At 52.6% G+C, this 14,349-nt stretch carries 12 protein-coding genes; all 12 read left to right on the forward strand.

What is annotated here, in order from left to right; translation table 11 throughout:
• Positions 1-179 precede the first annotated feature (179 nt).
• Positions 180-3,047, forward strand: coding sequence for an ATP-dependent DNA helicase DinG (dinG, locus tag NST08_RS11180; RefSeq protein WP_210094617.1), 2,868 nt, complete (start codon positions 180-182; stop codon positions 3,045-3,047).
• Between the two features lie 68 nt (positions 3,048-3,115).
• On the forward strand, positions 3,116-3,778 hold the full coding sequence (locus NST08_RS11185; protein ID WP_007129862.1) for a redox-sensing transcriptional repressor Rex: 663 nt from the start codon (positions 3,116-3,118) through the stop codon (positions 3,776-3,778).
• On the forward strand, positions 3,756-5,054 hold the full coding sequence (locus tag NST08_RS11190) for an amidohydrolase (protein WP_007129863.1): 1,299 nt from the start codon (positions 3,756-3,758) through the stop codon (positions 5,052-5,054). Before NST08_RS11185 ends, NST08_RS11190 begins: the two co-directional genes overlap by 23 nt.
• A gap of 28 nt (positions 5,055-5,082) precedes the next feature.
• Positions 5,083-5,601: a cell wall elongation regulator TseB-like domain-containing protein gene (locus NST08_RS11195; protein ID WP_341341750.1), complete on the forward strand. Its 519-nt coding sequence runs from the start codon at positions 5,083-5,085 to the stop codon at positions 5,599-5,601.
• 263 nt (positions 5,602-5,864) lie between these two features.
• Positions 5,865-6,398 carry a hypothetical protein gene (locus NST08_RS11200; protein WP_007129865.1) on the forward strand — a complete coding sequence of 178 codons (534 nt, stop codon included), beginning with the start codon at positions 5,865-5,867 and terminating at the stop codon, positions 6,396-6,398.
• A complete protein-coding gene (locus NST08_RS11205) occupies positions 6,391-7,893 on the forward strand; it encodes an AAA family ATPase (protein ID WP_341341751.1) in 1,503 nt (500 codons plus the stop codon). The genes NST08_RS11200 and NST08_RS11205 overlap by 8 nt, the downstream gene beginning before the upstream one ends.
• Before the next feature lie 359 nt (positions 7,894-8,252).
• The gene (locus tag NST08_RS11210; RefSeq protein ID WP_007129867.1) at positions 8,253-9,125 is read left to right on the forward strand and encodes a 3-hydroxyacyl-CoA dehydrogenase family protein; all 873 of its coding nucleotides are present in this window, start codon (positions 8,253-8,255) and stop codon (positions 9,123-9,125) included.
• Positions 9,122-10,330: an acetate/propionate family kinase gene (locus tag NST08_RS11215; RefSeq protein ID WP_213615189.1), complete on the forward strand. Its 1,209-nt coding sequence runs from the start codon at positions 9,122-9,124 to the stop codon at positions 10,328-10,330. The genes NST08_RS11210 and NST08_RS11215 overlap by 4 nt, the downstream gene beginning before the upstream one ends.
• 29 nt (positions 10,331-10,359) lie before the next feature.
• The gene (gene asnS / locus NST08_RS11220; RefSeq protein ID WP_341033804.1) at positions 10,360-11,655 is read left to right on the forward strand and encodes an asparagine--tRNA ligase; all 1,296 of its coding nucleotides are present in this window, start codon (positions 10,360-10,362) and stop codon (positions 11,653-11,655) included.
• 18 nt (positions 11,656-11,673) lie between these two features.
• Positions 11,674-12,420 (forward strand): DnaD domain-containing protein, encoded by a 747-nt coding sequence (locus NST08_RS11225; RefSeq protein ID WP_007129870.1) that lies wholly within the window; start codon positions 11,674-11,676, stop codon positions 12,418-12,420.
• A gap of 416 nt (positions 12,421-12,836) precedes the next feature.
• Entirely contained in the window at positions 12,837-13,109 is a 273-nt protein-coding gene (locus NST08_RS11230) for a CD3324 family protein (protein ID WP_007129871.1), read from the forward strand.
• A gap of 136 nt (positions 13,110-13,245) precedes the next feature.
• On the forward strand, positions 13,246-14,271 hold the full coding sequence (locus tag NST08_RS11235) for a phosphotransferase enzyme family protein (RefSeq protein WP_341341752.1): 1,026 nt from the start codon (positions 13,246-13,248) through the stop codon (positions 14,269-14,271).
• Positions 14,272-14,349: the final 78 nt, after the last annotated feature.

Below are 14,349 nucleotides of genomic sequence, written 5' to 3' on the forward strand. Positions count from 1 at the left end.
CAGCATCGCTTTTTGCCGTTGTTATAGAAGTACTGAATGCCTCTAGGGACATGCCAGAAATGTGAATTCCATGCAGGAGTCCGGGTCATGAGGAGCCGGTATTCTGTATGCCGGAATGTTCAAAAGCCGCAACTTCTGGTATGCTGTTAATTAGTCTGGAAGAAAGGGATTTTAACGAAATGAAATTTGCCGTATTGGATTTTGAAACCACGGGCAACCAGTCTGCCGATGAAATTATCCAGGTCGGGCTGGCCATCATCGAAGAGGATCGGGGCATCTCCCGCGTGTACGGCACGTACGTCAATCCCGGGATTCCGATTCCTCCGTTTATTACCGGTCTGACCGGAATTTCCGACAGCGATGTAGCCGATGCGCCGTCTTTGGAGGAAATGATGATGGAGCTCGTGCCCATGCTGGACGATGTGGTTCTGGTCGGGCACAATGTGGCTTTCGATTTTAACTTTTTGCAAAACGCGCTGGATCGCTGCGGTTATTTACCGTTCAGCGGCCGGATTTTAGATACGATGCACTTTTTGAAAATATGCTTCCCCTCGCTGCCATCTTATCAGCTCGGCATGGTTTCCTCGCATTTCGGCCTCGAGCATGACCGTCCGCACCAAGCGGACAGCGATGCGCTTGCCACAGCGAATGTGCTGCTGAAATGCCTGGAGGAGATCGATGAGCTTCCTCTGCTGACCATCCAGCGGCTGAGCGATCTGTTTGCGGAAGAGGACAGCGATTTGGCCTGGTTCTTTGACGGCATCCGTGTGGAGCGCGAGATGCAGGCCGTCCAGGATGGTAGCATTCATACCTACTACCGCCAATTCGCATTAGGCGTTGAGGATTGGACGGACATCGCTCCGGTCCGCGATGAAGCGGAGCCCAATCCGCTGGCGAACATGAGCTTTGATGAGTATATGGATGAGGTTCGGAGACGTTTGAAGGAAGTGCTTCCACAATATGAGAGCCGGGATGCGCAGGACATCATGTTCCAGGAAGTGATGCAGGCGCTTGATGAGGACAAGCATCTGTTGATCGAAGCCGGCACCGGTACTGGAAAATCGCTCGGATATTTGCTCCCGTCCATTTACCAAAGCGTCAAGCAGGAGCAGAAGGTGATGGTCAGCACGCATACGATCAACCTGCAGGAACAACTTCGAGACCGCGACATTCCTCTGCTTACCCAGGTAGTGCCGTTCCCTTTTAAAGCAGCCATCTTTAAGGGAAGAGGTCATTATTTGTGTTTGAGAAAATTTGAACATAAAATAAATAGGAGAGATTTTCATTCGCCGAAGGAGGACGTCATTACGGCGGCCCAAATGCTGGTATGGCTCACACAGACCGAAAGCGGCGATGATGAGGAGCTGAATCTCGGCGGCCGCGGAGGCGATTTCTGGGAAACGATCGCCAGCGATTCCGATTCATGCCTTGGACGAGGCTGCCCGTGGTTCCGCAAGTGCTACTACCATCGGGCGAAGCATGAGGCCGGCATTGCGGATGTTGTCATCACGAATCATTCCAAGCTGTTTACCGATGTAAAAGCGAACCACCAAATGCTTCCGAGCTACGAGCGGCTCGTCATCGACGAAGCCCATCATTTGGAGGATGTGGCCGGCAAGCATCTCGGGCTGCAGATGAAATATTTTACGGTGGTTCATACATTGACGCGTCTATACAAGGACAGCCGAAGCGGGCAGCTCCCTGCGCTGCGGCAGCTGCTCCAGGCTTCTCCCCATGAGAAATCCGGGGAATGGTCGGCGGTCATCGACCGGATCTATCCTGATCTGATCACGGTGAAAGAAACTTGGGACCGACTCAGCGACCAGCTGTTCGGGCTGCTTCCGGAACGCGGCGATGCTTCTCCTGGAGATGCAGGGCAATATACGCTGCGGCTCTCGCCTGCGAAGAAGCCGAAGGATTGGGGAGCGCTCGCCGAGCTGGAACAGCAGATTCACGTGACGCTGGGAGACGTCGTTCGCAAGGGAGACAAGCTGATCGCCGAGATGAAGGAAGAGCTTGACGATTACAGTGCGGACAGCCTGCTGACTGACCTGTCGGGCTTGTTTAAGGATCTGGCTGCGCATCGCGAGGATTTGCGGTCCTTCATGGCTCTGAATGACGAAGGAACCGTATACTGGATGGAGGCCAACGGCAATTTCCGCAGCAAGTCGCTGCAGCTCTACGCCGTGCCCGTTGATGTGAGCAAGCATTTGAAGGAATTGTTTTTTGACAAGAAGCGGAGCGTGATTCTGACATCGGCGACGCTGTCGGTCGATAAATCGTTTCAATTCATGATCGATAATCTAGGGCTCCAGGAGGCGGCGGACGCAGGGAATCTGAACACGGTTCAGCTGCCGTCCCCGTTCAATTACAGGGAGCAGGCGCTTCTTGTCATTCCGCGGGATTTTCCAAGCGTGAAGGGCTCCGTGGGGGATGCGGTATTTGTGGATACGCTTGTGAAGTCGCTCTCTGAAGCGGCAATAGCGACCCAAGGTCGTATGCTCGTCCTGTTTACGTCGTACCGGATGCTTCGTCAGGTGCACGAGCCGCTGAAGGAAGCGCTGGCTGCCAGCGATATTACGGTGCTTGGTCAGGGAATGGATGGTACGAGCCGTACGAAGCTGATACGCCGGTTCCAGGATAGCAGCGCGTCGGTTCTGCTCGGGACCAGCTCCTTCTGGGAGGGTGTTGACATTCCCGGAGAAGCGCTGACCTGCCTGGCGATTGTCCGGCTGCCGTTCCAGCCGCCCAACCATCCGCTGGTCGAGGCGAAGAGCGAGCTGCTGCAGCAGCAGAAGAAGAACCCGTTCATGAAGCTGTCGGTGCCGCAAGCGGTCATCCGCTTCAAGCAGGGCTTCGGGCGGCTTGTTCGGACCGCCCACGATAAGGGAATCGTGATCGTCTACGATACCCGGGTAATCGAATCGTATTATGGAAAATACTTCTTGTATTCCCTGCCCGGACCGAAAATGGAGCATATGCCGACCGAGGGGATCGTCCCCCGTATTGCGCAGTGGCTCGAGGAAAGGGAGAATGAAAAAGAGTGAACCTAAAGGGGAGCAAGGCTTTATATTGGAAGCGATGAACTATCATCCTATTAATAGGGGGAGCATGCATGAAATCGGATAAAATTTCAGAGGCCGTAGTCCGCAGATTGCCAGTCTATTTGCGCTATTTGAATGAGCTTCATAAGCGGGAGGTGTCCACCGTCTCCTCACAGGAGCTTGGGCAGAAGCTCGACCTGAACCCGGCCCAAATCCGCAAGGATTTGGCCTATTTCGGGGATTTCGGCCGGAAGGGCATCGGGTATGATGTCTCCTATCTCATTGAGAAAATCCGCCAAATCTTGAAGCTGGACCAGAAGATCAACGTTGCGCTGGTGGGTGCGGGCAATCTCGGACATGCGCTATCCAATTACAACGCGTTTCTGAAAGATAATATGAAGATTGTGGCGATTTTCGATTCGTACCCTCCGAAAATCGGGCTGAAGATCAATAACTTGACGGTGCAGCCGATGGAAGAGCTGGACAAGACGGTCCAGGAATACGGCATTCGAATCGGGATCATTACGGTACCGGATTTTGAAGCGCAAAACGTAGCCAATCAGCTGATCAACGCCGGAATCGAGGCGATTTTGAATTTTGCCCCGACGATTCTGAAGGCGCCGCCTCATATCCGCATTCACACCGCGGATTTTACGACGGATCTGCAAAGTCTGGCTTACTATTTGGACAATGGGAAGGAGGATGCGCAGCATGACAACGAAGTGGATGGTTAAGAACGGAACATTTGCCGTGCTTCAGGAAGGACAGCCGGTTCTCCGCGGGTATATGGTTGTGGAGGACGACCGCATCACGTATTTGGGGGAAGAGGAGCCTCAGGTCGATGCAGAAACCCAGGTGATGGACGGAACGCATCTGTTATTCCTTCCAGGGCTGGTCAACACGCATGGACATGCAGCCATGTCGCTGCTTCGCGGTTTTGGCGATGATCTGGCCCTGCAAGTTTGGCTGCAGGAGAAAATGTGGCCGATGGAAGCGAAGTTTACGGCCGACGATGTATTTTGGGGCACTTCGCTCTCGGTGCTCGAGATGCTGAAGGGCGGTACGACAACCTTCGTTGACATGTATGACCATATGGATCAGGTCGCCAAGGTTGTCCAAGACTCCGGAATGCGGGGAGTGCTGACAAGAGGCGTCATCGGGCTGTGTCCTCCGGAAGTACAGAAGCAGAAGCTGGATGAGGCGATTGCCTTTGCAAAGGACTGGCACGGTCAGGCGGAGGGCCGGATTACGACGATGATTTCGCCGCATGCGCCTTACACCTGCCCGCCAGACTTCATTGAGAAATTCGTTCAAGCGGCGCATGATTTGAATCTGCCGATTCATACCCATATGTCCGAAACGGCAGCCGAAGTGCAGCAGAATGTGAATGACTACGGACAGCGTCCGGTGGCCCATCTGGAGAAGCTCGGCGTGTTCTCGCGTCCGACGCTGGTTGCGCATGCGGTGCATTTGACGGACGAAGAGATTGAAATATTGGCTAAGCATGATGTCGCGGTATCCCATAACCCCGGCAGCAACCTGAAGCTGGCCAGCGGTGTTGCGCGTGTTCCCGAGCTGTTGAAAGCAGGTGTGACAGTGTCCCTAGGAACCGATGGACCAGCGAGCAATAACAACCTGGACATGTTCGAAGAAATGCGCCTGGCCGCCCTTATCCACAAGGGCGTCAGCGGCGATCCGACGGCTATTCCGGCAGCCGAAGCGCTTCGAATGGGAAGCGAGTATGGAGCACGGTCGGCATTTCTTGATAACGTAGGCAGATTGGCCGTCGGGATGAAGGCGGACATGATCGCACTGGATACCGATCAAGCGCATTTCCTGCCGCGCACGGACTACATTTCGCATTCAATTTACTCGGCCTCCGCCAAGGATGTGGAGCATGTATGGGTTGACGGCAAGCAGGTGGTTAAGCACGGCTCCTGCCTCACGCTGGATGAGGAACGGATCCGCCGTGAAGCCCAGCGTTCATTCGAGCGTCTTTCGACCCTTTAGGGCAGATTAAGGGGGAGGATCAGACGGTTTGAAAAAGAGAACAAAGTGGATTTTGCTTAGTATATCCGGGCTGCTGCTGGCGCTGCTATGCGTGCAGCTGTACTATTCCTATGTCATGAAGGACACGTGGAATGAGGAGAGCCTGGCGGTGCAAGCCGCTCGCCAGCATGGCGGCCTGGTGACGAAGGATAAGACCTACAAATCGGTATGGGGCGAGAACAACAATTATTGGGTCATCACGGGAACGAATCAGGACCAGCATCAGATCATGGTCTGGGTGAAGTTTACGGATGATAACCTTCCTGTTGAAGGCAAGGATGCGGTTCAGGCCGTGCTGCTCAGCAGCGGATTGTCCGAGGAGCAGATGCGCGAGCAGATTCGCAATGAGATGCCGGGTGCTGTGATCAAGCGGCTGCTCCCCGTGATGTATGAAGGCGAGTATACATGGCAGCTCCAATATGAGAATCAGGGCCAATTAGGTTATCGCTTCTATCGCTTCCAGGACGGACAGGCGATCGGAGAGGACATTATTCTTCCAAATCAATAAATCAGTTATACAGGAAAGAGGCTTTCTTGTACGCGATTGTACAAGGAAGCCTCTTTGTTTTGGGTTTGTAAGCGCTGTCTGAAAAATATGGAAAAACTGTTCTTAATATTTTCACAGGAAGGCATGAAAAAGTATAGATTATGTGATATACTCATTGTTGTACTCATTAGACAGAAAACGATCTATTAGTCATAGCATATGATACTGTATATAAATGTGATTTATTCTAATCTACAAATTACTACTACTGAAGGAGGCACTTCATGAAACTACGAATTGTCCCTATCATGCTGACGGTTGTCATTTCGGCATTGGTGCTCTTCGGCGGATGGTTTCTATATCAGCGTTTCGCTGTCCAGAGTCCGCTGGCCGATGTTGTTTCTCAATATGAAGGCGTGAAAAGTTCTCATATAGATATTAAACAGGATGCCGTATCTTTGAAACTCGATTTGGCTCCGGACACGAATTTGCAGGGCTTAGTTCAACACATCAAGCGTGAAGGCAAATCCGTGATCGGCAGCCGGGAGCTTAAAATTCAAGTCGAGGACCACTCCTCGGAGGCGTTGGACGAGTGGTGGGAAAAGGCGATGCTGTCTGTTGCTGAGGCAATGGATAACAAGCAATACACCAACATCCAGAAATCCCTGGATCGGCTGGCCGCCGGTACGCCGAATCTGAGCGCAAAAGCGACGATCGACGACAACAATGTCTACATCAGCCTGTCGGATGGAAAATCTGGTAAATTCATCATCCTGCCGCGTCAGCCCGGAACAATGGAGGTGTGGAGCCATGCCTAAATGGACGAAAGAAGTAGCGATCGGCTTTGTCCCGGTATTGCTGGTATTTCTGGCTTTTATCGGGGTGAATATCGTGCCGGTTATCATCGCGGTTGCTCTCGTAGGCGGATTGCTGTTCATCGCGAAGATGAGAGGCGGGATCGCCGTCGGAGCAGGAAATGAACGCAAACGCAAGAAAGCGGGCCCCTCGAAGCTGACCTTTGAGGAGATCGGCGGGCAGGACAATGCCAAGCAGGAGCTTCGGGAGGCGCTTGATTTTCTGATCCGTCATGAAGATATCAAGAAATTCGGAATCCGTCCGCTCAAGGGCATTCTTCTCACCGGTCCTCCGGGGACGGGGAAGACGCTCATGGCCAGAGCGGCCGCCCATTACACCAATTCCGTATTCGTGGCTGCATCGGGCAGCGAATTCGTTGAAATGTACGTCGGCGTCGGAGCCGGACGCATCCGGGATTTGTTTAAGGATGCCCGCACCCGGGCCGAGAAGGAGAATAAACAGAGCGCAATTATCTTTATCGATGAGATCGACGTCATCGGTGGGAAGCGTGAAGGCGGTCAGCAGCGCGAATATGATCAGACGCTGAACCAGCTGCTTACCGAAATGGATGGGATCTATTCGACCGAGGCGCCGCGTATTCTCGTCATCGCCGCCACGAACCGCAAGGAGATGCTGGATAGCGCCCTGCTTCGTCCGGGAAGATTTGACCGCCATATTCAGGTGGATCTGCCGGATAAGAAGGGACGAGCCCATATTCTAAGACTGCATGCGGCCAACAAACCGCTGCATGAGGATGTGGACCTTGAGAAAATCGCCGAGGAAGCGTACGGCTTCTCGGGCGCCCAGCTGGAAAGCGTCATGAACGAAGCGGCGATTTACACGATGCGCGAGAATGAGCAATTCATTCACCAGCGCCATCTGTCCATGGCCATCGATAAGGTCATGATGGGTGAGCGGTCAGACCGCGAATCCAATATCGAAGAGAAGAAGCGGGTGGCGATCCATGAGCTGGGTCATGCCATTATGGCGGAGCTCGTACGCCCCGGCAGCGTGAAGCAGGTGGCGCTCAGCCCCCGCGGCAAAGCTCTTGGCTATGTGCGTCACAATCCGCAGCAGGAGCAGTATCTCTATACGAAATCGTTCCTGGAAGAGCAGATTATGATCGCGCTTGGCGGAGCTGCCGCGGAAGAAATCTATTACGGCGGTCGGAGCACCGGCTCCAGCAATGACTTTGAGCAATCGCTTAACATTGTGGAGACGATGATGAAATCCGGCTTAACCTCGCTTGGCATCATCAACATGAATATGGTTACGACCGAGGAATTGATGCGCGAGAATAATATGATCCTAGAAGAGCTCATGTCCCGGACGAAAAGTCTGTTGGAACGGAATCGGGCGATATTCGACAATTCGCTTGACATCCTGATGAAAGAGGAAATTTTGTCCGGAGAGCAATTTCGTTGTCAATTTCGTGAAAACGCGCTTTTACCAGCATAATTTGTTATGCTGGTTATTTTTTTTTACTTTTTTCTCATGCTAAGATATTATTATATTTTGTGCTCTAAAAATGCATGTTCAAAAAAATCGGGTTTTCAGCACCAAGAAGGTTGGAAGAAGCTAGGGATTGAGGAGCGGAGCGTACGTACTGGGTACGTGAGCACCTGAAATGTTTTCGCAGAAAACATGCTTCGGAAGCTGCTACTTAAGCCCGGCTGAATTCAAGATTCGATGCCGAGTTTCTTCTTGAATCACTTCGTGATCAAAAGACGATTTTTTGGACAACCTCTAAAAATGCATTTTTCGACAAATAGGGGTACAATACTGTATAGAGATAAGGAAAGGGTGGAGTAGAAACCATGTACTTCAAAAAAATCGGCGTTGTCGGCGGCGGTACGATGGGGCAGGGCATTGCGGAAATGCTCGCCGCCAAAGGGCTCGACGTGCTGCTCGTTGAGAAATCTCCAGAGAGATTGGACTATTCATACCGCATGATCGAAACCAGTCTGGATAAACAGCTGGAGAAATGGGGCATCACGCAGGCGGAGAAGAAACTTATACTTAGCCGGATTCAGAAAGTGACGCATATCAAGGAGCTTGGCACCTGCGATATGGTCATCGAGACGATTATAGAAGATTTGGATGCAAAAAAAGAAGTATTTGAACAGCTTGACCAAGTATGTCCGAGCAATGTCATCTTGGCGAGCAATACATCCACGCTCAGCTTGACGGAGCTTGCCAGCTCCACGAAATATCCGGAGCGTGTTATTGGCATGCACTTTATTCATCCCGTATCCAAGGTGGATCTCGTTGAAATTATTCGCGGCTTGAAAACGTCCGAACAGACGTTTACCGAAACGAAGCGTTTTGTCGAGGAAGTGGCTGACAAGAAGGGCATCATGGTCTATGAATCTCCGGGCTTCGTAACGACGCGCATGATTACGCTGATGATCAACGAAGCGCTGCATCTGCTACAGGAAGGCGTTGCGTCCGCGGAGGATATCGACGACGCGATGCGAATCGGCTACAACTTCCAGCACGGGCCGCTCGAGATGGCGGACCGTTTCGGTCTTGACTCCATTCTTGCCGCGCTGGAACGCATGTTCCGCGAATACGGCGAGCTGAAATACCGTCCGTCCATCGTGCTTAAGAAGATGGTGCGTGCCGGACAGCTTGGCGTGAAGACCGGCGAGGGCTTTTTCAAGTACGACAAGGATGGTGACCGGATATGAATATTCTCGTAATTAACGCGGGCAGTTCCTCGCTTAAATATCAGCTGTACAACATGATGGATGAATCCGTGCTGGCCAAAGGCCTGGTGGAGCGGATCGGGATGGATTCCTCGATTCTGACCCATAAGCCGACCGGGAAACAGGAAGTGACCGAGGTCAGTGAAATATTGGAGCATACGACCGCGATCCGCAAAGTGCTCGGCATGCTGACGAACGAAGAGCATGGCGTCATCGAATCCATCGACAGCATTCAGGCCGTCGGCCATCGGGTCGTCCACGGCGGCGAGTCCTTCAAGGAATCGGCCCTGGTGGACAGCGAAGTCAAGGCGGAAATCCGCCGCCTCTTCGACCTGGCTCCGCTTCATAATCCCGCTTCCATGATGGGGATCCGCGCAGCGGAAACGAATATGCCGGGCGTACCGCAGGTCGTTGTGTTCGATACCGCCTTCCATCAGACGATGCCGGAAAAATCATACCTGTACGCTATCCCGAGAGTTCTTTATAATAAATATAAAGTACGTCGTTACGGTGCGCACGGTACGTCCCATGCTTATGTCAGCCAAGCGGCAGCCGAGTTTCTGAACCGTCCGATCGAGGAGCTCAAGATCATTACCTGCCACATTGGCAACGGGGCTTCGCTGACTGCCGTAGACGGCGGGAAGTCGGTCGATACATCGATGGGGATGACGCCGCTTGAAGGCTTGATGATGGGGACGCGCAGCGGCGACCTGGATCCTGCCATCGTTCCTTTTGTCATGAATAAGGAAGAGCTTACCGTCAATGAAGTGAACTCGATGCTGAACAAGCACAGCGGTTTGCTCGCGATTTCCGGAATCAGCAGCGATATGCGCGAAATTACGGAAGGCATGGAAAAAGGCGAGCCGAATACGACTCTGGCATTCAACATGTACGAGTACCGGCTCCGTAAATATATCGGGTCCTACGCTGCGGCAATGAACGGCGTGGATGTCATCGTATTTACGGCAGGCGTAGGGGAAAACTCGATCGTCCTCCGCAAAAAGGTGCTTGAGCAGCTTACCTATCTCGGCGTAGAATTGGATGAGGAGCTGAACAGCATTCGTTCCGGCGAGCCTCGCCGCATTTCCACGGCGAATTCAAAGGTCGAGGTGCTTGTCATTCCTACCAATGAGGAATTGGTTATCGCTCGGGATACGCATCGTATCGTACAAGCTTTATACCGTTAATTCGCAGTGATAAAGGGAGAGATTTTAGCATGGCCACCAAAAGTGTGATTCGTCACGTCAGCCAGCATGTCGGTGAGACGGTAACCATCGGCGCCTGGATTAACAACAAGCGTTCCAGCGGCAAGATTCAATTCCTGCAGCTTCGGGACGGTACCGGATATATTCAAGGCGTAGTCGTTAAGAATGAAGTGTCCGAGCAGGTATGGAATGATGCAAAAAGCCTGACGCAGGAGAGCTCGCTCTATGTAACGGGCGTGATCCGCGAGGAGCCCCGCAGCCAATCCGGTTATGAGATGACGGTAACGGGCATCGAAATCATCCATCTGACAGAGAATTATCCGATTACGCCTAAAGAACACGGCGTCGATTTCCTGATGGATCATCGCCATTTGTGGCTTCGTACGCAGAAGCAGCGCGCGATTATGGTCATCCGCTCGGAAATTATCCGTGCGATTCAGGAGTACTTTGATACGAACGGATTTACGCTGGTGGATCCGCCGATTTTGACGCCGACATCCGCGGAAGGAACGACGAACCTGTTCCATACGAAGTATTTCGACGAGGATGCCTACCTGACGCAAAGCGGACAGCTGTACATGGAAGCGGCCGCCATGGCGCTCGGCAAGGTCTATTCCTTCGGTCCGACATTCCGGGCAGAGAAATCCAAAACCCGCCGTCACCTGATCGAGTTCTGGATGATCGAGCCGGAAATGGCCTTCACGGATCACGAGGAGAGTCTGAAGGTACAGGAGCAGTTCATCGCTCATGTCGTGCAATCGGTCGTTAAAAACTGCCGCCAGGAGCTGGAGGCGATCGGCCGCGATATTTCCAAGCTGGAAGCGATCCAGGCTCCGTTCCCGCGGATTACGTATGACGAGGCCATCGAATTCCTGCACACGCAAGGCTTCGATATTCCTTGGGGTGAGGATTTCGGCGCGCCGCATGAGACGGCCATTGCCGAAAAATACGATAAGCCGGTCTTTATTACGCATTATCCGGCCGGCATCAAGGCTTTCTACATGAAGCCGGATCCGAACCGTCCGGAAGTCGTGCTGTGCGCGGACATGATCGCCCCGGAAGGCTATGGCGAGATCATCGGCGGTTCGCAGCGGATCGACGATCCGCAGCTGCTGGAAGAGCGTTTCAAGGAGCATGACCTGTCGATGGACACCTATCAGTGGTATATGGATCTGCGTAAATACGGAACGGTTCCACATTCCGGCTTCGGGCTTGGACTGGAGCGGACGGTAGCCTGGATCTGCGGTCTGGATCATGTGCGTGAAACGATTCCGTTCCCAAGAACATTGTATCGGTTGTATCCATAAGCCGTGAGAGGTGAGTCTATGGATCACGGCAACGCCGGAGGCAACCGGGGATCGTGGGCCGATGGCGCGGCAGCGGGAATGAGCCAGGGCATGGCGATTATTCCGTATTCACTCCTTCGCCACTACCGGAAGCTGGGCCTGACGGACCGGGAGGCGATGCTGCTGATCCATTTGATCGGATTTCAGCAGGTCGAATTCAAGGCATTTCCGTCCCTGGAGGAGCTGTCGGATGTAACCGGCATTCCGGCCGCGTCGATCGCGCCCAGCCTGCAGCGGCTCATGAAGGATGGGCTGCTCGGTATCGATGAGTACGTCGACGGAGCGCAAGGAATCCATTATGAGCGGTACAACCTGAACGGGTTGTACAAGAAGCTGGCGGATTGCATGGCCGAAGAGGATATGACCCCTCAGCCGGACCGTATCAAACCGCAGTCCCCGCTCTCGGGCCGGGGAGGGTCCGCGCCGATGGATCCCGCAGGAGCCCGGACGGTTCCGGAGAAGGAAGAGCGCAATCTGTTCACCATTTTCGAGAAGGAGTTCGGCCGCCCGCTGTCTCCGATGGAACTCGAGACGATTTCCGGGTGGGTGGATGCGGACCGTTATCCGGATGAGCTGATCCTGCTGGCCTTGAAGGAAGCGGTGTTTGCCGGAAAGCTGCATTTCCGCTACATCGACCGGATTCTGCTGGAATGGAGCCGCAATCGCGTGCGCACGGCCCAGGATGCTAAAGCCTATACGCAGAAATTCAGAAATATCGGAAGATAGACAAGCAGCACGTCCTTAGCGGGCGTGCTGTTTTTGTTTTGTGCGGGCAATCGATGCATTATTGGGGGTGGAAGTACAATTTCTTGAAAGAGCCGCCACATTCGTTTCATGAACCATGCATGGCACATGTGTTGATCCCGAGCAAGCCGTCTCAATCACTCATGTGTACTTCGGGCACGGATTTCGCTATAATGAACGTAACCTGTCGGAATTCCATTATCTTGAAGGGAGGGGCCAAATATGAAGAAGTTGACAGTGTGCTCTATGCAAAGTCTATTTGATGAACAACGGCGGTTGTTTGCATGGAGCGAGAAGATGGTTACCGCCTGATTTCCTCTTGGTGAAAAGAGGCCGTTTATCACGTGGACTTTGCATCCTTAAAATTTCGAACTTACATTTTAAGGAGCAAGGATGCCATGAAATATATAAACGCGGATATTATACTTCCTGAGGAGTTGCTGAAGGAAGTGCAGAAATATGTGCAAGGCAAGATGGTGTACATCCCGAAGCCCGAGGGGCTGCGGAAGAAATGGGGAGAGAACTCCGGAAGCAGGGCCTATTTGAAAAATAGGAACGAGGAAATCCGCCGGAAATTCACGGAGGGTGCTTCCATCGACGATCTGTCCTCACAATATTGCTTGTCGTGCGATTCGATCAAGAAAATCGTTTATACCAAAAACAACAAGTAAGCGCAAGTCACATTAGATCCACGTTCTAATGTGGCTTTTTTGTGTTTACATTGGTTCAACTCATTTGCTGCATATCCCTGGGCATGGTTGGCCGGTTAGAATCGATGATGAAGAACCGGGACGAAGAGGTGTAGATATGGAGCATGATATAAAAGTGGGGGCGGAAGAAACACGGGCAGCTTTACTGAACCAGGCTCAGAAGCTGGCAGGGTCCGCGTGCAAGCATTATGAATTGGAAGGCGCCGATGTGGAGTTTATCGGATTTTCCGAACATGCAACCTACCGTATTCGTACGGCAGGGGAGGACAAGCATCTATTGCGGATCCACTTGGATGAGCGAAGCCAAGCGGAGATCCAGTCGGAGCTGCTCTTTCTCGAAGCATTACAAGGAGTCGAGAGCATACACGCACCCTCAGGTGTTCCTGACCGAAACGGAGAAACCGTGATAGAGCTTCGTACGGACGATGGCAATGCCTCTTCATATATAACGCTGATGAAATGGGTTGATGGGCAACCTGCTGAAGGGAGGCTCACGGATCGGCAGGTGCATAACATCGGTAAATTGCTTCGCAGCCTTCATCAGGCTGGAGAGCAGTTCGTTCCTCCATCCGGTTTTATCCGGCCGCACTGGGGAAGACAAAGCTTTGACATGGCAATGACCAGACTCTCGCGATACTACAGCAGCTTTTTAACGAAGCCGGATTGGCGTTTGTATGGACAAGCTGCAGCAAAGATCCAAACAGAGCTGGCAGGGATGAAGAAGGACAGGCATAGCTATGGACTGATCCATGCCGATCTGCACATTGGAAATATCGTATTCGACGAGGATGACCCTCGTCCGATCGACTTCGGAAGATGCGGCTCTGGATATTTTCTGTACGATACGGCAGCAATCCTGCTCGCACTGGGGCCCGAACAGCGACGGGATTTGCTCCGGGCATATGATGAAGCCCGCGAAGTGCGCCAGGATGAAGTGAGGAAATTGGAGTGCTTTTTTATCATGACGATGATGGAGAACTATAGTCACCACGCTCCCAATCCGCTGGAGTGGGAAGGCATGCGGGCTGAACAGCCGTACGCCTTGGCCTATATTCAGGCGTTTCTAAAGGGTGAGTCCTTTCTGTTCCGCAAGCTAGAACCGGTGAGAAGGCAGGATCACTAATTTTCACATGAAAATATATCCAAAATGGCAGGTGTTATTGCGGCTCCATTCCATATAGAATAGGTGGCGTAATACACA

The organism is Paenibacillus sp. FSL K6-1566 (genome assembly GCF_038050475.1).
Lineage (GTDB): Bacteria > Bacillota > Bacilli > Paenibacillales > Paenibacillaceae > Paenibacillus_AQ > Paenibacillus_AQ lactis.

Coding starts and splice junctions, on each gene's coding strand:
- dinG (WP_210094617.1), top strand. CDS start 180: ATGAAATTTGCCGTATTGGATTTTGAAACCACGGGCAACCAGTCTGCC.
- NST08_RS11185 (WP_007129862.1), top strand. CDS start 3,116: ATGAAATCGGATAAAATTTCAGAGGCCGTAGTCCGCAGATTGCCAGTC.
- NST08_RS11190 (WP_007129863.1), top strand. CDS start 3,756: ATGACAACGAAGTGGATGGTTAAGAACGGAACATTTGCCGTGCTTCAG.
- NST08_RS11200 (WP_007129865.1), top strand. CDS start 5,865: ATGAAACTACGAATTGTCCCTATCATGCTGACGGTTGTCATTTCGGCA.
- NST08_RS11205 (WP_341341751.1), top strand. CDS start 6,391: ATGCCTAAATGGACGAAAGAAGTAGCGATCGGCTTTGTCCCGGTATTG.
- NST08_RS11210 (WP_007129867.1), top strand. CDS start 8,253: ATGTACTTCAAAAAAATCGGCGTTGTCGGCGGCGGTACGATGGGGCAG.
- NST08_RS11215 (WP_213615189.1), top strand. CDS start 9,122: ATGAATATTCTCGTAATTAACGCGGGCAGTTCCTCGCTTAAATATCAG.
- asnS (WP_341033804.1), top strand. CDS start 10,360: ATGGCCACCAAAAGTGTGATTCGTCACGTCAGCCAGCATGTCGGTGAG.
- NST08_RS11225 (WP_007129870.1), top strand. CDS start 11,674: ATGGATCACGGCAACGCCGGAGGCAACCGGGGATCGTGGGCCGATGGC.
- NST08_RS11230 (WP_007129871.1), top strand. CDS start 12,837: ATGAAATATATAAACGCGGATATTATACTTCCTGAGGAGTTGCTGAAG.
- NST08_RS11235 (WP_341341752.1), top strand. CDS start 13,246: ATGGAGCATGATATAAAAGTGGGGGCGGAAGAAACACGGGCAGCTTTA.